Origin of the sequence: Vibrio sp. M60_M70 (assembly GCF_037162085.1) — a bacterium.
Classification (GTDB): domain Bacteria; phylum Pseudomonadota; class Gammaproteobacteria; order Enterobacterales; family Vibrionaceae; genus Vibrio; species Vibrio diabolicus.
The window spans coordinates 764305-784841 of record NZ_JARLUL010000001.1; the positions used below are offsets into that span (position 1 = coordinate 764305).

The following is a 20537-nucleotide window of genomic DNA, read 5'->3' on the forward strand; positions in this document are numbered from 1 at the left end:
GTTGGTTGAGAGACCAGCGCTTTCTTTTTCTTATCACTCTTTTTCTTCGCCGCTCTTTCTAGTGACTTGGCGAAACGTTGCTTTGTTCTGCCTCTTCTTTGTCATCTATTATCTAGCGTAAAAAACTTGCAGCGTTTAGATTACTTTTATGCTCTAATACCGCGCTTACCAAGGGATGGTGTTAAACAGCTCAGCTTAGATGGAGTTATCAAGTTGACCGAATCCCTGATTGATCCCTAAATCCCTTAGGAAATGAAAGAAATGTCTAAGAATCCAAAATTTGCTATCCGCGTCACTGAAAAACGTAACGGCTGGAGCGCAGAAATCACTCGCCAAGTGACATCTCGTAAGACTGTAGTATCAAAGCGTGAAACTGGCTTTGACAGCGAAGAGAAAGCACAAGCTTGGGCTGAACAAGAACTGGCTGGTTTTATCCAAAACCAAGTGGTTCGTAACGAGCGTAAAGCAGCGCAACGTCAAGAGCGTGAAGCAGAACAACTAGCGGCAAAAGTTCGTAAAGAAGAAGCCCGCAAAGCACGTGACGCTGAAGTAGACGCTGACGAAGAATAGATTCAAGTCGGTGAGATGGTGACGTCACCCATCAAACAAAAAGTGAAAATGCCCTGAGCTTTGTCTCAGGGCATTTTTTATTGTATCGACTTAAAAACAATCCGAGGATACTGACAGACTAAACGTAGCGTCTTCAGGGGCTGCAAATTGTTTATTGCCAGGAAGAAGGTGAGGGTTATTAGCATAAGTGCGATGTGTTGACTTACCCTTTGCCGAGTGCCTCTCTGGTAAATCAAAGTGTTGCAATCCGTCAGATAGATCGTTTGCTTCACCGTAGTCGAAATGTGTTGCGACGTCCTTGGGCTGCTTGGCGTAACGACAGTGATCCGGCTTGCCATCTTCGTGCCAAGTTAACGCGTTTGCTTTGGCGTCTAGATTCAGATTATTTGTTGTTGGTTGTGCGTAATGATCCTCAATGACTTGGTGCTGACTCTGCTCTTGTAAGTAGTCAGCAATGCTCTCAGAAGTCTGTGCCAGGCTTTGACTTGCTGGAACGAAGCAAGCAAGAAGAAACAGTGTTTTTAAGTTGTTCATAGTGTGTATGCAAGCAAAAAGAAATGATAGTACTGGTAAATAAAACGGTGTGCAATTATGTCCGTTGGACACGATATAACAGGGCAGTTAATGTCTGCCCTGCATCTTTTAGGTATGGTTAGTATTGATAAGTGAGGTGCAGTTTGACTTCGCGACCAGGCGAAGGCACGCCATTAGATAGGTATGCTTCGTAGTAACGATCGGTTAAGTTTTTCACAACAGCGCCAACACTCAAGCCTTCGACTTGTTGTATTTCCCAAACCACGTAAGCGTTTTGTAGCGTGTATTGCTCACTTGGCGATTTCACTTTTAAATTGTTACCGCTTGCCTTGGTTTTGGTTTGCGCATCATACCAACGGACTTCCCAGCCCGTACGTAAACCCGGAATCCATTCGTAACCTAAACCCAGATTAATGTTTAATGGTGGCACATCAGGGTGATCATCATCTGAACCTGTAGAGTCAGATAAACTGCCTTTGTTTTTGCCGCGAATGTAACTTGCTGAGAAATTACTGTAGAAATCTTCAATCCGGTATTGTGAAATTAGCTCAAAGCCGTAGTTTTTAAAGCCATCTAGGTTTGTATTCCAGCTTTGTAACTCAGTAGTATTTGTGTCGAGGTTTTCGCCCGTTCGTATATCAACCGTGTCGCTAACATCGTTATAGAATAAAGTTAACTCTGTTGCGAGGTTATCGCGAGTATTCACCAGCCCTTCCGTTAAGTTGATAACGCTTGCTTGATAAGCATGGATACGAGACACGTCCAGATTCAAAGCAGTAGCCGTAGCGGTAGCTCGTGCATATTGCACTGAGTAGATGTTATCAACGGTTGGTGCTTTTAAAGCGTAGGCGTAGGAGGCGTTTAAACGCGTATTATTGGTCGCATCAAAATCGATATCCAAACGTGGGCTAAAGCCTTTATGCGTCGTTTCACCGTAGTCATGTCCGGCGGCTGGATCATTATAATCCGGTGCGGCGTTCCCTTTTCCTTCACTCTTGATGTATTCGTAACGCAGAGAAGGTGTGATGGTTAGACGGTCTGTTGCTTGATAGTGATCAGCAATGTAAGCCGCATAAATTGACTGAGTGCCAGATGGTTCGTAGTAAGGGGTATACCAACCGTAGTTTTTGGCTTCATTACTGTCGTATGATGCGTTGAATACTAATGAATCTCTATCTGTTTTTTGATATTGAAGCCCTGTCACTAGAGTGTGGTCTCCGAACTGCGCTTGGTTAAACACATCAGCATAGTCACGCTCGTAACTCAACCAAGACTCGTGACCGTAACTGCCAACAGAAACGAACATTTTCTCGAATGCAACGTCAGGGCGAACCCAGTGACGATCGTTTTCAGAACGTGCCATTTTGATATTGAAATCAATATACGGGTTAGTCGGCATGTAGTGGTAAGAGATGGTCGTGGTGTTATCCGTGTATTTATTATTGACGGTGTATGCGTATTTGGCTTTTTCTAATGATCCGTATTTCTTGATGTTGTACTCAGTGATGTTAGGCATTTTTCCGCGGCGGTTAGCCCAAGGTTTACGACCTTCATCTTTGTAGCGAGTGTGGCTAATTTCAAACTCGTGATCGTTGTTTTCATAACCGACTTTTACGAGCATGTTTTCTTGCTCATAACCTGAGTAATCCAGCGTTTCACCACCACCGACTTTAATGTCATCAGAATCTTTTACCGAGCCATTCGCTAGAAAATAAAAACCAGTATCGTTTTTACCATAGAGTGTTAGCGTGTAGGCATTCTCATTGCCGTTGGTGTTGTATGCACTTGAGATGCGAGCACCAAAGTTTCTGTCGCCGTAAAGGAGATCATCGACACTCTTGGTTTTAATACGAATTGAGCCACCAAACTTTCCGTTGAGTGCTCGATAGTCGTGCGCGCCCTTGATAATTTCTGCTTCACCAATCAAGAACGGATCAAAAAAGAAAGTTCCGTAGCGGTATTGTTGAAAGCCAATTGGAGCGCCATCGACAAATACGGCGATATCGCTTGGATCATCAAAACCACGTATATTAATACGTTCGCCGCCGGAACGGCCGCCACCATCTAATGATGCGCCTGGAACGGCATCGATCATTGAGGCAAAATTAGAGTACTGTTGCTCTTCAATCTCTGACCAATTAATGGTGGTTTGCGCAGGCTCTGCAATGGTAATAGGTTTGGCATAACGCACACCGATGACTTCAAGCTCTTCATTTGGCGTTGTCTCGGCATATGAATAAAGAGGGAAGAGCAAAGTCAGTGAAATGAGATTTACTTTGAATGGATGACTTTTTAATCGTTTCATATTGATGATTTATAGTGTTTTTATGAAGCTCGGATTATAAGAACATTATTACGATTAATAAATGATAATGAGATTAATTATCAAATGTGTTTTTGCGATGGCTTGTAAAGTTTTTTATCCATTCGTGGAAACTACGATGAGTATCGTTAGCTTACAGAAAACAAAAAGCCCAGCATCATGGACGCTGAGCTCATTGGCTTTTAAACAAGATGGTGCGAGCACTGTTGCTCCTTTCGAGCTAATCAAGTGCGTACTTGGTAGGAATTACTGAGTTTCTAACGGGATCTGTCCGGTAGTCAGTGGCTCGACATCGAACTCGGTCAGTCCTTCAATGTAACTTTCAACGGCTTGTTCTACCGAATCATCACCTTGGTTGAAGTAAGCAAGGTGGAAGATCGCATCGCCTTCATTAACCAGTGGCAAAGTTTGTTGACCGATCACCAAGCCACGCTTTGGCGCTTTGAGCTCTACCTCATCATGTCCAAGAGGAGAGCTGATATAGGCGAGCGTTTCACCCTGTTCCACTTTGTCTCCCAGATTAACGACAGTACGCAAAATACCGTTACCTGACGCACGAACCCAGCTGGTGGACTTCGCTATGATAGGCTCTGGCAGCTTTTTCCTGCTCGCACGCAACATACCAATGGCTTGCATTACGCGCCGAACCCCGAGTACACCAGCGCTGATCGAAAGTGGATCAAAACGCAATGCTTCGCCAGCCTCGTAGGTTAGCACGGGGATATCACATTTTTCTGCTTCACTGCGTAAAGAGCCATCACGCAATGCTGAGTCAACAATCACTGGCGTTGCAAACGCCTGAGCAATACGCAGAGTTTCTGGGTTGCTTAAGTTTGCGCGAATCTGTGGCAAGTTCGTGCGGTGAATGGCCCCGGTGTGCAGATCCAAAATGTAGTCACAACGCTTGGCAATGTTGTTAAAGAACCCGTGTGCCATTCGAGATGCAAGCGCGCCTTTTTCACTGCCAGGAAAACAACGGTTGAGATCTCGTCGATCGGGCAAGTAACGTGATTTATGGATGAAACCAAAAACGTTAACGATAGGTACTGCAATGACAGTGCCTTTCAGTTTTTGTGGATCCAGTTGGTTAATGATCTGACGAACGATTTCTACGCCATTAAGCTCATCACCATGGATAGCAGCATTCACCATCAACACAGGCCCTTCTTGTTTCCCATGGATGATTTCCACAGGAATAGATAAAGGCGAATGTGTGTATAGCTTCGCTGCTTCAAATTCGATCTCTAATCGTTGTCCTGGTTGTATTTGATGCCCTAAGAGCTCAAACACTTTGCTTTTTTTACTTCTGGCCATAAACCATCTCTGTCAAATGCGTTATCAGCAATGTAACAATTGCTGCAAAATTGCACTAATCATTCTCATTAAGGACACGACAAATTACTTTAATCGTCATGCGCGAAATCTCAGCATGTGTGAAGTTTTTGTTTTCAATATGATCTTTTCTATCAGTTTAATACATAACGAGAGGTACAGAAGGAAGAGCAATCATAGGCTTAAAAAATGTGACTGTATTAAAAATAATACTGATAATGAGGGACAAAAAAACGGACTTTTAACCCTACTTTTTATCCGATAATATCCGCGCCGAATTTGAGGTCTAACATTTCTAACTAGAGGTTTTGATGAAAAAGGCAATTGCTAAAATTGGTGCATTGACTGCTGTAGCAGTTTCACTTTCAGGTTGCGTTGGCAGTAATGCCGTGACAGGTTATGTCATGGGGTTTAACTTGAAAGCTGTAGATAACCGTTACGCTCGAGGTGGTCTAAACATGCTTTTAGCACCTGTTTATGGTGTCGCAATCGCAGCGGACTACATCGTATTTAACTCTCTAGAGTTTTGGACGGGTAAGAACCCTTTAAATGGTAAGCCACATATCTTCGATACAAAGATGGATACTTACATCGATGTAAACCACCAGTTAGATAAATCGTTAACGACGGCGCCAATTGCACCGTTAGCGAATAACCGTGTTATTGAGCAGGGTCGAATGCAGCAAATCGATGAGAATACTGTTCAAATGGATATTACTTACAATAACGGCGAGAAGGCGACACTCATGGGTGTGCGCGATGGTGAGTTTGTCACTTACTACATTGATGGCGAGGTCGTTGCACAAACCTCAATGGATGAGCTAGCTGCTTATACGCAAAATCGCGTGTAAATTGGTCCAGCCAAACAACAAAGGGTGCCGTAAAGCACCCTTTGTTGTATTTCGTGATTGAATTACGCTTTCTCTGGAATTGCCTCTAGAAGCGCTACCATCTGATCCCAGTACAACTGAACAGTATCAATCTTCACTTTCTCATCTGGTGAGTGAGGGAATTTTATTGTTGGACCGAAAGAAACCATATCCATGTGTGGGTATGGTTCTTTAAATAGGCCACACTCAAGACCAGCATGGATGACCATGATGTTCGGCTTATGACCGTAAATGCCTTCATACATATCACGGAAAATTGCCATGATCTCGGAATCTGCATCTGGCTTCCAGCCAGGGTAAGCACCTGAGAACTGAATTTGTGCGCCAGCTAATTCAGCAATTGAACGTAGCATACTCTCAACTTGGCTGCGGCCAGAGTCAATCAAAGAGCGAATCAGACACAGAACTGTCACTTTATTTTCTTCAGTAGTGATCACGCCAACGTTCAGTGACGTTTCGACCACACCTTCAATTTCGTCGCTCATGCGCATGACGCCATTTGGGCATGCGTTAAGTGCGGCAATGAAGCGTTGCTGATCGGCGATTGAAAATACTTGCGCGTCAGTAGCGAGCAGTTCATTAAAGGTTACGATACCTGTTTCGATTTTACCCAGTTCAGTTTTAAGCAGCTCAGTGTAGTGATCGAACAACTCTGCAAGTTTGTCTTGGTTTTCGACAGGAAGCGCAACAGTAACAAACGCTTCGCGAGGGATTGCATTACGTAAGCTACCACCACGGAATTCTACCAAACGTAAATCAAGCTCTTGCCCATGACCCGCGAGGAAACGACCAAGTAATTTGTTGGCATTGCCGCGACCTGTGTGAATGTCACAACCTGAGTGACCACCTTTTAGGCCTTTCAGCGTCAGTTGGCGTGTTACAAAACCTGCAGGCGTTGATTCTCGAGAAATATCGAAAGTCATGGTGCCATCAACGCCACCTGCACAACCCATGTAGACTTCACCTTCTTGCTCAGAGTCTGTATTTAGAAGAATCTCACCTTCTAACCAACCAGCTTCAAGGCCAAATGCGCCAGTCATGCCTGCTTCTTCATCAATCGTAAGCAGAACTTCGAGTGGACCGTGCTTAATGTCTTTAGATGCCAATACAGCAAGGCAAGAAGCCATACCAATCCCGTTATCTGCACCAAGCGTCGTGCCTTTCGCCGTTACCCATTCGCCATCGATGTAAGGTTGGATTGGATCTTTGGTGAAGTCGTGTTCGGTGTCTTCGTTTTTCTGCGGCACCATGTCGATGTGTGCTTGAAGTACAACAGCCTTCTTATTTTCCATTCCAGGTGTCGCGGGCTTTTTGATGAACACGTTACCGGTTGGATCACGGCGAACGTCAAAGCCTTGCTCTGTTGCCCAGTTGATAATGTACTGTGCTAATGCTTCTTCATGTTTAGATGGGTGAGGGATAGAACAAATCTTATCGAAAAACTGCCAAAGTGGAGCAGGTGATAAGGTACTGATCTCAGAATGGAACTCAGACACGGAGGACTCCTTTTGATGTGCTTTGCCAAATATATACCGTAAAAATATTGTCGAAATAGCATTAAATGCTAGACGATTTGGCCTTCAAATTGCCGTTTAGCATACCACCTGATAAGGAGTACGAGTAGTCGCGTGCACAAGGATTTCTCTCAGAACTGTCACAGTTTGTGAACACAATAACAGGCACTATGTGTTCTTTATCATACATTCTGAAAGTGGCTTTATTTTTTAATTCACAAAACTGTAATTTAATTACATTTAAACTTTGATGAAGGTCAATTTATACATTTTTTGTGATTTTAATCACTAAAATGCTTGTAATTAAATTTCTTAGTGGTATATTTGTAACCAGCTTCTGAGAGAAGAATGAAATGCTCAAAGGATGAGTCCGTTTTATCGCCTCCAAGGAACCGAGAATCAACGAATGTTTAATTGATTTAAAAGGTGATAGTTATGAAAGGTTTACCAAGTACAATGTTCTGGAATAGCAAGTCTGTTTACACCGGCAACTTTGTATACCCAACAAGCTTTGGCTACTAAGTGAAGTCAACGCATGTGACTCGAACAGTTTGTTCACCCCTATAAATTGGAATTTTTTTTCAGTGATAGTGCTGACATGATTCGCCGCCACCCAAATTGGGTGGCGTTTTTTTATCTCCACTTTCTATTTCTGACACATTTTCTGCCATCAAGGCTAGATTCTATTCTCCGTTCTTTAGTTTTATCGACTTCCCCGTCAAATCCACCTAGATATGACGCTTAAAACGCCCAGTTTCTATTTGAAAGTTTAGTACATTGTTCAGTTTTTATTCTGTTGTTGGGGTCTGAACGATAATTATTAATTGTTGTTTTATAAGAATATATTTCCTGTTTTGCTTTTAAGAATTAGCGAATGGGTTTCATATCCAAAGAAAAAAATCGCATTAGAGTGAAGATTCTATCTAGAATTTGCTATTTGATAACTTTATAATTCCCGCCAATCGATTACGCAACCGTTTACTTTTTACCTTTACAGGATTCGATCATGCTCGAGAGGCTTTTTAAGCTCAGTGACAATGGCACAAATGTGCGCACTGAGATCATTGCAGGTGTTACCACCTTCCTAACTATGGCTTACATTATTTTTGTAAACCCAGCGATCCTGTCGGATACCGGTATGGACCGTGGTGCCATTTTTGTTGCAACTTGTCTTGCGGCCGCTATCGGCTGTTTCATCATGGGATTTGTTGCCAACTACCCAATTGCACAAGCACCAGGAATGGGGCTGAACGCATTTTTCACTTACTCTGTTGTGTTGGGAATGGGCTATACGTGGCAAGTTGCGTTAGCGGCGGTGTTTGTTTCAGGCCTGCTGTTTATTCTTTTGAGTATATTTAAGATCCGTGAGTGGATTATTAACTCGATCCCGCATTCTCTTCGAACTGGTATTTCAGCCGGTATCGGTCTTTTCTTAGCATTTATCGCATTAAAAAATGCAGGCATCGTCGTTGATAACCCTGCGACATTAGTTTCTATGGGAGAGATCACATCATTGCCATCTGTATTGGCTGCGATTGGTTTCTTCCTTACTATCGCGCTTGTTCACCGTGGTGTGAAAGGTGCGGTGATGATCGCCATTCTTGGTGTTACAGCGCTTGGCCTTCTATTTGGTGATGTGCAGTGGAGCGGTATTATGTCAACGCCACCAAGCATTGCACTCACTTTCATGCAACTGGATTTCTCTGGTTTGTTTGAAGTTGGCATGATTTCCGTTGTGTTCGCTTTCCTATTTGTCGATTTGTTTGATACCGCAGGTACGCTAGTTGGTGTTTCTCAAAAAGCAGGCCTCACGGATGAGAATGGCAACATCCCGCGTTTAAACAAAGCGTTACTTGCAGACTCAACGGCAACGTCAGTAGGTGCACTACTTGGTACCTCAAACACCACATCTTACATTGAGAGTGTTTCTGGTGTGGCGGCTGGTGGTCGTACTGGTCTAACAGCAGTGGTTGTTGGTGTACTCTTCCTACTTGCTCTATTGTTCTCACCACTAGCAGGAATGATCCCAGCTTACGCAACATCGGGCGCTCTGTTCTATGTCGCGATTTTGATGTTGTCTGGGCTAGTAAGCATTGATTGGCGTGACCTAACGGAAGCATCACCAGTTGTTGTGACTTGTTTGGTGATGCCATTAACGTTCTCGATTGCAGAGGGTATTACGTTAGGCTTTATCGCGTACTCGGCGATCAAATTATTCAGCGGCAAGGGCCGTGAAGTGTCGATGAGTGTGTGGGTGATGTCTGCCATCTTCATCGTCAAATACCTCGTCGGTTAATTTCTCGAGCAAAAGCCAGTGTGGATTTATTCACGCTGGCTTTTTCTTTTTTCACGTTGTTCACTTCAGACGGTTTTTCTGCGGAATAGGCAGAGAATTTTGATATCACCGTTGGTATTAGCGGTGTGTTTCGGTAGAATAATCGTTTGCGCAGCTTGAAATCCTCATCTCCATACGTTTTGGAGAGGTCAGTGAGCATTCCGCTTTTGAGTGAGTTCGCTAGATTTTGAGGATGCATATTTTCAAATTATTAGGTTATTACAATGAGTAAAAAATTCATTATCACTTGGGATGCAATGCAGACTTACTGCCGTGAACTGGCTGAAAAACAAATGCCAGCTGAGCAATGGAAAGGGATTTGGGCGGTAAGCCGCGGTGGTTTGGTTCCTGGCGCTATCTTGGCTCGTGAACTGGGTATTCGTTACGTTGATACAATCTGTATTTCAAGCTACGACCATGATCATCAGCGCGATATGACGGTACTAAAAGCACCTGAAGGCGATGGTGAAGGTTACCTAATCGTTGAAGACCTAGTAGACAGTGGTGATACGGCGCGCAAATTACGTGAGATGTATCCAAAAGCGAAGATGATCGCTGTGTGTGCGAAACCTTCAGGCAAAGCGTTGCTAGATGATTACGTGGTAGATATCGCGCAAGACACTTGGATTGAACAACCTTGGGATATGTCAATCCAGTACGCTGAGCCTGTAAACCGCAAGCAAAAATAAACGCTATTAAAGAATATTGAGAAATGCCCCTGTATAGGGGCATTTTTTTTATTATCATAACAACTCATGCTAATAGCCTAAGGTTCTTCCTATGTCTGAAGACGTCAGTAAAAATCTTTCCGAAACTTTGTTCGTGAAACATAAGCAAGCAAAAGAAACCTCTGCGCTTACCCAGTACATGCCGACCAGTCAAAAAATACTTGATGAGCGAGAGGCGCAGGGAGATCGTGCTTGGTATCGTCATTTGCGCCGCTTGCAATGGGCTTGGCAAGGGTTGTCTCCGATAGAGATGGAAGGTGTGCTTTCTAAAATTGCTTCTTCTTCCCACTCTCGAACCAATGATGATTGGTTAGACACCGTAATGGGATACCACAACGGCAACTGGACATTTGAGTGGATTAAGCTCGGCATGGAGCATCAGAAGCGTTCAAATGAAATGCAAGGTGAGGAGGCCGCCGATGAACTCTTCACTGCATCTCTATGTTTTAGTATCGCAGGCTACCCACATCTGAAGAATGATAATTTGGCCTTGCAGGCTCAAGTGCTGGCAAACAAAGCGTACTCTGACGGCGCAGAGAAGACCAAGTACACCATCAAGCAAATTGAAGTGCCTTACCAAAATCGCAAAATCATCGCGAACCTTCATTTGCCAAGAACCGACAAACAACTGCCTGTGGTGATGGTGAGCGCTGGTCTCGATACGTTACAAACCGACATGTGGCGTTTGTTCCGCAATCATCTTGCACCACGAGATATTGCGATGTTGACGGTTGACATGCCTTCGGTAGGGCACAGTTCTCACTGGCCTTTGACTGAGAACTCAAGCTGTCTGCACCAAGCGGTACTAAATGAGCTGTATTCATTGCCTTGGGTGGATCATCACAAAGTGGGGTTAGTTGGATTTCGTTTTGGTGGTAATGCCATGATCCGACTCTCTTTTGTTGAGCAAGAGAAGATCAAAGCTTGTGTAGCCCTTGGCGCACCCGTACATGATATTTTTACTTCCCCTGAGAAGCTGCAAAAAATGCCGAAGATGTACTTAGATCTGTTGGCTTCTCGCTTAGGGAAAAGCGCGGTTGATATTAATAGCATGGCGGGCCAGATGATGGCCTGGTCATTGAAGGTTCAGGGCTTCTTGAGCAGTAGAAAAACTAAAGTACCTATTTTAGCTTTGAGCCTTGAAGGCGATCCGGTGTCTCCACACAGTGATAACCAACTCGTTGCGCTGTTTAGCCAGTATGGCAGAGCGAAAAAAATCAGTTCCAAAACGATTACAAAAGGATATGAGCAATCCCTCGATTTAGCCATAAAGTGGCTAGAAGATGAATTATTAGGGTGACAATTCTCCTAAATTAGTTAAGAGTGATATATCTGAGCAAAAAATAAGCTCATGATAATTAAAAATAATAATCATTCTTGGGTGTTTACTTTTAACTATGAAAACGGAGATTCATATGTCAGAGACGACTCAGGGCCCGACTCACTTTCGCTTGATGTCAAAGTTGAAGGCGATAGGGCCTTACCTGCGCGAACCACAATCGCAAGAAGGGCGCTATTATTTTGATTGTCTATCTGTTTGTGTAGACGACAAAAAATCGCCTGAAAAGCGTGAATTTTGGGGCTGGTGGATGGATTTGGAATCCATCGAAGGAGGCTTTACTGCCAAATATCATATCGGCAAGTACAACAAAGAAGGGCAATGGGTATCTGAAGCCCTGCCTAAAAAAGCGGTAGAGGAAGTGTATCTGACGCAGAGCACATTCCATCAAAAGCTGGTTGATACTTTAGAAGAACACTTCAAATTAGAAGTCGAATATCACACGGAGTCTTTCGATTTCGCTTAATTTGGTTGTTTTCATTTAATACCAAACAAAAAGGTGCGAAAACGCACCTTTTCTCTTGTTAATTCCCTCTTTGATTGTTAAAACATCCTCTCTTTATTTGTTTTTCACTTCAGAAGACATCATGACAACGAATCAACAAAATGCAGTTGTTTCACAACCACAAACTGTCGTTGTGAAACTGGGTACAAGTGTGCTGACAGGCGGCACTCTGGCACTCGACCGTGCTCACATGGTTGAGTTAGCGCGCCAGTGTGCTGAGCTTAAAAAACAAGGCCATTCAGTGGTAATGGTTTCGTCTGGTGCTATTGCAGCAGGCCGTGAGCATCTTGGTTACCCCGCATTGCCCAACGAGATGGCGAGTAAACAATTACTTGCGGCGGTAGGGCAAAGTCGCTTGATTCAAACATGGGAGTCTTTGTTTGGTATTTACGGTATCAAGATCGGCCAAATGCTACTAACTCGTGCTGATTTAGAAGATCGCGAGCGATTCTTAAACGCACGTGACACCATCAATGCGCTCGTTGCGAACGATATTATTCCTATCGTAAACGAAAATGATGCCGTTGCGACCAGTGAGATTAAAGTGGGCGATAACGACAACCTTTCCGCTTTGGTGGGCATTTTGTGTGGCGCAGATAAGCTCTTGCTTTTAACTGACCAAAAAGGTCTGTTTACTGCTGACCCTCGTAAAGACCCAAATGCAGAGTTGATCAAGGAAGTAAAAACCATCGACGATACGCTGCGTAAAATCGCAGGAGGAAGTGGTACAACATTGGGTACTGGCGGTATGGCAACGAAGCTGCAAGCCGCAGACATCGCTCGCCGCGCTGGTATCGAGGTTATTATTGCTGCCGGTAGTGCACCGAATGTTATCTTTGACTCTTTGAGTGCAGAGCCACAAGGCACACGCTTCCTACCTTGCGCTGAAGCTTTAGAAAACCGTAAACGCTGGATTCTGGCGGGACCTGCGGCATCGGGCGACATCATTATTGATGACGGTGCGGTAAATGCTGTGGTCGGTAAGGGCAGTAGCCTACTTGCTAAAGGGGTAATCAAAGTAAGTGGTGACTTTGCTCGAGGCGAAGTGGCGCGTGTAACAAATTCTCACGGTAAGTTGGTGGCTCGTGGCATCAGCGCCTACTCAAGTGATGACCTAACTAAAATTACTGGTAAGCACAGTAAAGATATCATCTCTATTTTGGGTCATGATTATGGCTCTGAGGTGATTCATCGCGATGATTTGGTCGTCATTCAGGAATAGAATTAGAGGGAAGCAAAGTGGATTTAACGAATATGGGTAAAGCTGCTAAAGATGCAGCTTTCGAATTAGCGACAGCGTCAACTGCGCAAAAGAACCAAGCTTTAGCGATCATTGCTGATGAGCTAGAAGCAAACTCCGTTGCTATTTTGGCGGCAAACGCTAAAGACATCGAACTTGGCCGTGAAGCGGGTTTAACCGATGCACTGCTTGATCGCCTTTTGCTTAATGAAGAACGATTGACTGCAATTGCTAATGATGTTCGCAACGTCATTAGCTTGAACGATCCTGTAGGCAGCGAAATCGACAGTAAGGTACTGGAAAATGGAATGTCATTGTCTCGTCGCCGCGTACCACTGGGTGTTGTGGGCGTAATTTATGAAGCGCGTCCTAACGTAACTATTGATATTGCGGCACTGTGCTTGAAAACCGGCAACGCAAGCATTTTGCGTGGCGGCAAAGAGACATTTTTCTCGAATATGGAATTAGTGAAGGTTATTCAGTCTGCGCTAGCAAAGGCGAACCTTCCTGCCGCTTCGGTTCAGTACATTGAAAAGCCAGATCGTGAGTTAGTCTCTCAACTGCTTAAATTGGACGATTACGTCGACATGATCATTCCACGCGGTGGTGCTGGCCTACACAAAATGTGTAAAGAAAACAGCACGATTCCGGTGATTATTGGCGGCTTTGGTATTAGCCATATCTTTGTCGACGAATCCGCTGATCTAGAGAAATCCCTGAATGTGGTTGAAAACTCGAAAGTTCAACGCCCATCAGCATGTAACTCACTAGATACGCTGCTCGTGCATGAAAAAATTGCAGAACAGTTTCTACCAATGATCGTTGAGCGTATGGACGAAAAAGTGACGTTCGTGGCAGAGCCAAAAGCAAAAGAACTCATGGAGCAAGCGAAACAAGTACGCGATGCTGTTGAAGGTGACTTTGATACGGAATGGTTGAGCTACACCCTTGGTGTAAAAGTCGTGTCTGATGTGAAAGATGCAATTGATCATATGCGTGTTCATAACGCGAGCCACTCAGATGCGATCATGACCAATAGTTTGGAAAACTCAGAACTGTTCATCAATTCTGTCGGTTCGGCGGCGGTTTATGTGAATGCTTCAACGCGCTTTACAGACGGTGCGCAATTTGGCCTTGGCGCAGAAGTCGCAGTATCCACGCAAAAGCTACATGCCCGTGGTCCAATGGGCTTAGAAGAGCTAACTAGCTACAAGTGGGTTGGTAAAGCGAATTACTTAGCACGCAGTTAACACATTCAACGAGATCTTGAGTGAAAAAGGGGCCTTTGGGCCCCTTTTTGTTTTGTCTAACATACCAATTCCGCTACACTACATGAGCTTTTATTTCGGTTTGAAAGCGTTATACCCAAATAGCTTTAATAGAGTCCGTATAACCATGAACGCGTGGTTAGCCGTGATTGCTCATGAGGTTATTTGGGTATAGATATGGAGGTGATATGCATTGTCCTTTTTGTTCCGAGAACGATACCAAAGTTATTGATTCCCGCTTAGTGGCTGATGGCCATCAAGTTCGACGTCGCCGTCAGTGCTTGGCGTGTAGCGAGCGTTTCACTACGTTTGAAAGCGCAGAGTTAGTGATGCCTAAAGTGATCAAATCGAATGGTAACCGTGAACCATTTGATGAAGATAAAATGGTTGGCGGTATTCAACGCGCTTTAGAGAAACGCCCAGTGAGTGCTGATTCTATAGAGTTAGCGATCAGTATGATCAAATCACAACTGCGTGCGACGGGTGAGCGAGAGGTTCCGAGTGAAATGATTGGTAATTTAGTCATGGACCAACTCAAAGAGCTCGACAAGGTCGCTTATATCCGTTTCGCCTCAGTTTACCGCAGCTTTGAAGACATTCGCGAGTTTGGCGAAGAGATTGCCCGCCTAGAAGACTGAGTAGCTCATGACTCAACACACTCCTGAAAGAGCGTTTTCTGATTTAGATTTCGCCATGATGTCACGAGCTATTAAGTTAGCGAGACGTGGCATTTATACCACCGCACCAAATCCAAATGTGGGGTGCGTCATCGTTCGTGATGAAGAAATTGTTGGTGAGGGCTATCACCATCGCGCTGGTGAGCCGCATGCCGAAGTGCACGCGATGCGCATGGCGGGTGAAAAAGCAGTTGGTGCAACCGCTTATGTGACGCTAGAACCTTGCTCTCATTACGGCCGTACACCGCCATGTGCTGAAGGGTTAATCAAAGCCAAAGTGGCACGTGTGGTTTGCGCAATGGTAGACCCAAACCCTAAAGTTGCGGGGCGGGGCATCCAGATGTTGCGTGATGCTGGAGTTGAAGTACAAATCGGCTTGTTAGAGCGAGATGCCCTTGCCCTTAACCCTGGTTTTATAAAGTACATGCGTACAGGCATGCCGTTTGTTCAATTAAAAATGGCGGCCAGTTTGGATGGGCAAAGCGCACTCAGCAATGGGCAGAGCCAATGGATCACCTCCCTGCGGCCCGCCAAGATGTGCAGCGTTATCGAGCGATGAGTGGTGGTATTCTCTCTACCAGCAAAACGGTGATTGATGATAATGCGTCACTCAATGTGCGTTGGGATGACTTACCTACCAGTGTTCAAGCGCAGTATTTACGAGAAGAACTTCGTCAACCAGTACGTGTAATCTTAGACCGTCAGAACCATTTAACGGATGCGCTCAAGCTGTTCCACACCGATGGAGAGCGAGTTATTGTTAGCCCAGATGGAGACTGTATCCCTCTATTGGACAGCGCTGACCAAATTGACTTATCAACAACATTAAAGCGTATCTCGGATGAGCACCACATCAATCACTTATGGGTTGAAGCTGGAGCTACGCTAGCGAGTGCGATGATAAAGGCTAATCTTGTAGATGAGCTCATTGTTTACCTTGCGCCAAAACTCATGGGCAGCGATGGTCGGGGGCTTATCGGTGCTTTAGGGTTAAGCGCTATGGCTGACGTCATAGATTTAAACATTACAGACGTTCGTATGGTTGGGGTAGACATTCGCATCACTGCCACCATCAAACGTAAAGAACTTAGATAAGAAATAGTATGTTTACAGGAATAGTAGAAGCAGTTGGCAAGTTAGCTGCGATTACGCCGAAGGGCGAAGACATCACCGTCACAGTTGAAACGGGGACGCTTGATATGTCAGACGTTAAGTTAGGCGATAGCATCGCGACCAATGGTGTTTGCTTAACGGTAGTTGACTTCGGAAGCCATTATTACAGTGCTGATCTGTCATTAGAAACCTTGAAGAAAACTGGGTTTGCTGAATACCAAGTAGGCGATAAGGTGAATCTAGAAAAAGCCATGTTACCAACAACGCGATTGGGGGGACATATCGTTTCTGGCCATGTCGATGGGGTTGGTGAAATTGTCGAACGCAATTTAGTTGGCCGCGCGATAGAGTTTTGGGTTGCAATGCCTGCGGAAATTAGCAAGTACGTCGCAGAGAAAGGCTCGATTACCGTTGATGGTATTAGCCTAACTGTCAACGACTTACGTAAAAATGCTTTTAAGCTGACGATCGTTCCTCATACGAGTGAAGAAACTACGATTGACCAGTTTCAAGTGGGACGTAAAGTAAACTTAGAAGTTGATGTACTTGCTCGTTATATGGAGCGTTTACTGCAAGGACAGCAAGAAGATAAGGCCGAGTCTCGTATCACGATGGACTTTTTACAGCAAAACGGTTTTGCATAAGTCTTGGGAGTGGCTGCGTGAGGCATGCGATAAAGAGCAGACTCACAGAACACCGCGAGATTCATTGACTTGCTTGGTGCAAAGCTCAAACTATTGACCTAACTAGCATTCACTGCAACATGATTTTTCATTGCTGTCGCAATAACAAATTTAGAATAACGGGATAACAGACTATGCCAATCAGTACGCCACAAGAAATTATTGATGATATTCGCGCAGGCAAAATGGTCATCCTAATGGATGATGAAGACCGCGAGAATGAAGGTGACTTGATCATGGCTGCCGAGCATATTACGCCGGAAGCCATCAACTTTATGGCAACCTATGGCCGTGGCCTGATTTGTTTAACCATGACCAAAGATCGTTGCGAAAGCCTAGGTCTGCCACCAATGGTGCAAGACAATAATGCGCAATACACCACCAACTTTACCGTTTCTATTGAGGCGGCAGAAGGGGTAACGACGGGTATTTCAGCTGCGGATCGCGCACGTACCGTTCAAGCAGCAGTTGCGCCAAACGCCAAAGCTGCAGATTTGGTGCAGCCTGGTCACATCTTCCCTCTCGCAGCTCAAGACGGCGGTGTACTGACTCGCGCGGGTCACACTGAAGCTGGCTGTGATTTGGCTCGCCTTGCTGGTTTAGAGCCTGCATCGGTTATTGTTGAGATCTTAAATGACGACGGCACTATGGCTCGTCGCCCTGATCTAGAGATCTTTGCAGAGAAGCACGGTATTAAATTGGGCACTATTGCCGACCTAATTGAATACCGCAATAACACTGAGACAACGATTGAACGTGTGGCAGAGTGCAAGTTACCGACAGAGTTTGGCGAGTTCACGTTATTCACCTACAAAGACACCATTGATAACCAAGTGCACTACGCAATGTGCAAGGGCGATTTGAAAGAAAAAGCGCCACTGGTTCGCGTACATCTTCAAGACGTTTTTACCGACTTACTACGTAGCGATCGTAATGCAGAGCGCAGCTGGACATTAGATAAGGCAATGAAACGCATTGGTGAAGAAGGCGGTGTGCTGGTTGTTCTTGGCCATGAAGAATCGACCGATCTACTTATTCATCGTGTGAAGATGTTTGAAGCGCAAGACAAAGGTGAAGCACCAACGCTTGCTAAGAAACAGGGCACGTCTCGCCGTGTCGGTGTGGGCTCACAGATTCTTGCGGATCTCGGTGTACATGATATGCGCCTTCTGTCATCGACCAACAAAAAGTACCACGCATTAGGTGGTTTTGGTCTGAACGTGGTTGAGTACGTCTGCGAGTAACAACCGAACAATAAGTTCCTAGTCTTTTACGCACTCAACTCGTCAATGGCTAGGAACCGGTGATTTGCCTCCAATTTCCATTAGATATTGCTCACAAATTTGTGCTAGAATCCGGCGATTCTCACTTGATGAACATATTTCACTTATAAATAGAGTTAAAGGAAAGCTTATGAAAGTGATCGAGGGTGGCTTCCCAGCGCCAAATGCAAAAATTGCTATCGTTATTTCTCGTTTCAACAGTTTTATTAACGAAAGCCTACTTTCTGGTGCGATCGATACACTAAAGCGTCACGGACAAGTAAGCGAAGACAACATCACGGTTGTGCGTTGTCCAGGTGCCGTAGAACTACCTCTAGTAGCTCAGCGTGTTGCTAAAACTGGCAAATTCGACGCTATTGTTTCTCTAGGGTCTGTTATTCGCGGTGGAACGCCTCACTTTGACTATGTTTGTAGTGAAATGAACAAAGGTCTAGCACAAGTGTCTATGGAATTCAGCATTCCAGTAGCATTTGGTGTTTTGACTGTTGATACGATCGATCAAGCGATTGAACGCGCAGGAACCAAGGCTGGTAATAAAGGTGCAGAGGCTGCACTAAGCGCACTTGAAATGATTAATGTACTATCTGAAATTGATTCCTAATGGGGGCCAGTGTGAAACCAGCCGCACGTCGTAACGCACGTCAATTCGCTCTACAGGCGATCTACTCATGGCAAATTACTAAAGAGAATGTTGCCAAGATTGAAGAACAGTTTTTGTCTGGCGACAAATACGATGAAGAAGAACTTCATGCATCTGAGCCAGCGCTTGCTGCTCCAGAAACAGACGTAGCTTACTTCCGTGAACTACTAAGCGGTGTTGTACTTAGCCACGCTGAGCTAGATAGCAAAATTCGTCCATACATCTCTCGTCCTATGCAGGATTTAGATATGATGGAACTTGCTCTTCTTCGCCTTGCTATGTACGAGATGACTCGTCGCGAAGATGTTCCTTACAAAGTTGTTATCAATGAAGCGATTGAACTTGCAAAAGTCTTCGCAGCAGAAGATAGCCACAAGTTTGTGAACGGTGTACTTGATAAAGCAGCACCTCACATTCGTAAGAAATAACGATTTCTTCAATGAAAAGGTCAGCACATGCTGACCTTTTTTGTATCAAAAGCTTTTACATCAAAAAGTAAGTGAATTATGTCTGGTGAATTTAATCTGATAGACAAGTACTTCGTCGGTCGTCAGAGCCAACGTAAAGATGTCCATCTAGCAGCTGGTGATGATTGTGCTTTGGTCAAAGCGCCAGCTAATGTTCAGATTGCGATTAGCACGGATACATTGGTAGCTGGAACGCATTTCTTAGCCGACGCGAACCCAGCATGGGTCGCACACAAAGCATTGGCTTCTAACATCAGTGATTTGGCTGCGATGGGCGCAACGCCTGCGTGGGTGAGCTTTGCATTAACGATGCCCGAGCCAGATGAAGAATGGCTGGCTCCTTTCTGTGATGCATTTTTCGAACTGGCTGATTACTATGGTATCCAGTTAATAGGCGGTGACACCACCAAAGGGCCATTGTGTCTGACACTAACGGTGCAAGGTTTTGTACCTGAAGACAAAGCGCTCACGCGATCCGGCGCAAAGCCTGGGGATTGGGTATACGTAACGGGAAACCTTGGCGATGCAAAAGCTGGTTTGGATGTGATTCTAGATGACTCTCTGCGCAGCAGAGTCGGCGCGGAAGCACTAGAGCGAGCTCATTACCTTAGTTCTCCGCGTGTGCTTGCTGGACAAGCTCTTGTTGGCTTAGCCTCGTCGGCGATAGATATTTCAGATGGTTTAATCTCTGATATTAAGCACATTTTACAGCGATCTCAGGTTGGGGTGAGTATTGATGTCTCTCAGCTACCGATCTCTTCAGAATTAGTCCAGTTTTTAGATGATAAGATCAGCGCGCAGCAGTATGCTTTAGCAAGTGGCGAAGAATACGAGTTGTGTTTTACCGTGCCGGAGCAAAATCGAGGCTCGTTACAAAGCGCTTTATCTCATACTGGCTGTAAGGTCACATGTATTGGTCAAATCCGACCAAATGGAACCTTCGAGCTGCATGATAACAATCAACCACTTGATTGGGACTTAAGTGGCTTCGACCACTTTAAATGATCTGAGCTAAGCTCTAGCCAAGAGCCTGTTACTATTGAGCAACTCACAGGCATGACGATTGAAACCAAACTAGCAGTATAGGTTTAAGGAT

Annotated in this window: 18 protein-coding genes and 1 pseudogene; 15 read left to right on the forward strand and 4 right to left on the reverse strand. The window is 44.8% G+C overall.

The genetic code is table 11. From position 1 onward, the window contains the following. Positions 1 to 261 precede the first annotated feature (261 nt). Positions 262 to 570: a DUF3622 domain-containing protein gene (locus tag P4S59_RS03565; protein ID WP_005391432.1), complete on the forward strand. Its 309-nt coding sequence runs from the start codon at positions 262 to 264 to the stop codon at positions 568 to 570. 90 nt (positions 571 to 660) lie between these two features. Here the strand turns inward: P4S59_RS03565 and P4S59_RS03570 are convergent, their stop codons facing one another. The 3 genes from P4S59_RS03570 to P4S59_RS03580 form a co-directional block, all read right to left on the reverse strand. Next, complete coding sequence (locus P4S59_RS03570) at positions 661 to 1104, reverse strand: DNA-directed RNA polymerase subunit beta (RefSeq protein WP_104969120.1); 444 nt, start codon at positions 1102 to 1104, stop codon at positions 661 to 663. Positions 1105 to 1222: 118 nt separating this feature from the next. Next, the gene (locus P4S59_RS03575) at positions 1223 to 3409 is read right to left on the reverse strand and encodes a TonB-dependent receptor domain-containing protein (RefSeq protein WP_337167986.1); all 2187 of its coding nucleotides are present in this window, start codon (positions 3407 to 3409) and stop codon (positions 1223 to 1225) included. Positions 3410 to 3673: 264 nt separating this feature from the next. After that, complete coding sequence (locus P4S59_RS03580) at positions 3674 to 4741, reverse strand: succinylglutamate desuccinylase/aspartoacylase family protein (RefSeq protein ID WP_005391426.1); 1068 nt, start codon at positions 4739 to 4741, stop codon at positions 3674 to 3676. Positions 4742 to 5070: 329 nt separating this feature from the next. Here P4S59_RS03580 and P4S59_RS03585 point away from each other — a divergent pair, with 329 nt between their 5' ends. Continuing rightward, the gene (locus P4S59_RS03585) at positions 5071 to 5610 is read left to right on the forward strand and encodes a DUF3332 domain-containing protein (RefSeq protein ID WP_047010162.1); all 540 of its coding nucleotides are present in this window, start codon (positions 5071 to 5073) and stop codon (positions 5608 to 5610) included. A 62-nt stretch (positions 5611 to 5672) separates the two neighbouring features. Here P4S59_RS03585 and P4S59_RS03590 read toward each other — a convergent pair whose 3' ends face one another. Then, a complete protein-coding gene (locus P4S59_RS03590; protein ID WP_337167987.1) occupies positions 5673 to 7145 on the reverse strand; it encodes an aminoacyl-histidine dipeptidase in 1473 nt (490 codons plus the stop codon). Positions 7146 to 8169: 1024 nt separating this feature from the next. Here P4S59_RS03590 and P4S59_RS03595 point away from each other — a divergent pair. The 13 genes and pseudogenes from P4S59_RS03595 (at position 8170) to thiL (ending at position 20446) form a co-directional block, all read left to right on the forward strand. Beyond that, entirely contained in the window at positions 8170 to 9459 is a 1290-nt protein-coding gene (locus tag P4S59_RS03595; RefSeq protein ID WP_337167988.1) for an NCS2 family permease, read from the forward strand. Positions 9460 to 9722: 263 nt separating this feature from the next. Then, positions 9723 to 10187, forward strand: coding sequence for an oxytetracycline resistance phosphoribosyltransferase domain-containing protein Tet(34) (tet(34), locus tag P4S59_RS03600; RefSeq protein ID WP_005391418.1), 465 nt, complete (start codon positions 9723 to 9725; stop codon positions 10185 to 10187). Positions 10188 to 10278: 91 nt separating this feature from the next. Further along, positions 10279 to 11526, forward strand: a complete 1248-nt coding sequence (gene frsA, locus P4S59_RS03605) for an esterase FrsA (protein WP_005391416.1) — start codon at positions 10279 to 10281, stop codon at positions 11524 to 11526. Between the two features lie 115 nt (positions 11527 to 11641). Continuing rightward, a complete protein-coding gene (gene crl, locus P4S59_RS03610) occupies positions 11642 to 12031 on the forward strand; it encodes a sigma factor-binding protein Crl (protein ID WP_005391414.1) in 390 nt (129 codons plus the stop codon). Positions 12032 to 12152: 121 nt separating this feature from the next. Beyond that, positions 12153 to 13292, forward strand: coding sequence for a glutamate 5-kinase (gene proB, locus P4S59_RS03615; protein WP_005391413.1), 1140 nt, complete (start codon positions 12153 to 12155; stop codon positions 13290 to 13292). A gap of 17 nt (positions 13293 to 13309) precedes the next feature. Beyond that, positions 13310 to 14560 (forward strand): glutamate-5-semialdehyde dehydrogenase, encoded by a 1251-nt coding sequence (locus P4S59_RS03620; RefSeq protein WP_337167989.1) that lies wholly within the window; start codon positions 13310 to 13312, stop codon positions 14558 to 14560. Positions 14561 to 14766: 206 nt separating this feature from the next. Next, positions 14767 to 15216, forward strand: a complete 450-nt coding sequence (nrdR, locus tag P4S59_RS03625) for a transcriptional regulator NrdR (protein WP_005381578.1) — start codon at positions 14767 to 14769, stop codon at positions 15214 to 15216. A gap of 7 nt (positions 15217 to 15223) precedes the next feature. Next, positions 15224 to 16350, forward strand: a pseudogene (gene ribD / locus P4S59_RS03630) (bifunctional diaminohydroxyphosphoribosylaminopyrimidine deaminase/5-amino-6-(5-phosphoribosylamino)uracil reductase RibD). A gap of 8 nt (positions 16351 to 16358) precedes the next feature. Further along, a complete protein-coding gene (locus tag P4S59_RS03635) occupies positions 16359 to 17012 on the forward strand; it encodes a riboflavin synthase (RefSeq protein ID WP_053811835.1) in 654 nt (217 codons plus the stop codon). Positions 17013 to 17185: 173 nt separating this feature from the next. Continuing rightward, on the forward strand, positions 17186 to 18295 hold the full coding sequence (gene ribBA, locus P4S59_RS03640; RefSeq protein WP_047010155.1) for a bifunctional 3,4-dihydroxy-2-butanone-4-phosphate synthase/GTP cyclohydrolase II: 1110 nt from the start codon (positions 17186 to 17188) through the stop codon (positions 18293 to 18295). Positions 18296 to 18464: 169 nt separating this feature from the next. After that, positions 18465 to 18935 (forward strand): 6,7-dimethyl-8-ribityllumazine synthase, encoded by a 471-nt coding sequence (ribH, locus tag P4S59_RS03645; RefSeq protein WP_005381572.1) that lies wholly within the window; start codon positions 18465 to 18467, stop codon positions 18933 to 18935. Then, positions 18935 to 19402, forward strand: a complete 468-nt coding sequence (nusB, locus tag P4S59_RS03650) for a transcription antitermination factor NusB (protein WP_005381571.1) — start codon at positions 18935 to 18937, stop codon at positions 19400 to 19402. The genes ribH and nusB overlap by 1 nt, the downstream gene beginning before the upstream one ends. Before the next feature lie 78 nt (positions 19403 to 19480). Then, positions 19481 to 20446, forward strand: coding sequence for a thiamine-phosphate kinase (thiL, locus tag P4S59_RS03655; RefSeq protein WP_109169997.1), 966 nt, complete (start codon positions 19481 to 19483; stop codon positions 20444 to 20446). Positions 20447 to 20537 lie beyond the last annotated feature (91 nt).

Bases quoted from the DNA above. Each gene is read 5' to 3' on its own strand.
- P4S59_RS03565 (WP_005391432.1), top strand. From the start codon at position 262: ATGTCTAAGAATCCAAAATTTGCTATCCGCGTCACTGAAAAACGTAAC.
- P4S59_RS03570 (WP_104969120.1), bottom strand. From the start codon at position 1,104: ATGAACAACTTAAAAACACTGTTTCTTCTTGCTTGCTTCGTTCCAGCA.
- P4S59_RS03575 (WP_337167986.1), bottom strand. From the start codon at position 3,409: ATGAAACGATTAAAAAGTCATCCATTCAAAGTAAATCTCATTTCACTG.
- P4S59_RS03580 (WP_005391426.1), bottom strand. From the start codon at position 4,741: ATGGCCAGAAGTAAAAAAAGCAAAGTGTTTGAGCTCTTAGGGCATCAA.
- P4S59_RS03585 (WP_047010162.1), top strand. From the start codon at position 5,071: ATGAAAAAGGCAATTGCTAAAATTGGTGCATTGACTGCTGTAGCAGTT.
- P4S59_RS03595 (WP_337167988.1), top strand. From the start codon at position 8,170: ATGCTCGAGAGGCTTTTTAAGCTCAGTGACAATGGCACAAATGTGCGC.
- frsA (WP_005391416.1), top strand. From the start codon at position 10,279: ATGTCTGAAGACGTCAGTAAAAATCTTTCCGAAACTTTGTTCGTGAAA.
- crl (WP_005391414.1), top strand. From the start codon at position 11,642: ATGTCAGAGACGACTCAGGGCCCGACTCACTTTCGCTTGATGTCAAAG.
- proB (WP_005391413.1), top strand. From the start codon at position 12,153: ATGACAACGAATCAACAAAATGCAGTTGTTTCACAACCACAAACTGTC.
- nrdR (WP_005381578.1), top strand. From the start codon at position 14,767: ATGCATTGTCCTTTTTGTTCCGAGAACGATACCAAAGTTATTGATTCC.
- P4S59_RS03635 (WP_053811835.1), top strand. From the start codon at position 16,359: ATGTTTACAGGAATAGTAGAAGCAGTTGGCAAGTTAGCTGCGATTACG.
- ribBA (WP_047010155.1), top strand. From the start codon at position 17,186: ATGCCAATCAGTACGCCACAAGAAATTATTGATGATATTCGCGCAGGC.
- ribH (WP_005381572.1), top strand. From the start codon at position 18,465: ATGAAAGTGATCGAGGGTGGCTTCCCAGCGCCAAATGCAAAAATTGCT.
- nusB (WP_005381571.1), top strand. From the start codon at position 18,935: ATGGGGGCCAGTGTGAAACCAGCCGCACGTCGTAACGCACGTCAATTC.
- thiL (WP_109169997.1), top strand. From the start codon at position 19,481: ATGTCTGGTGAATTTAATCTGATAGACAAGTACTTCGTCGGTCGTCAG.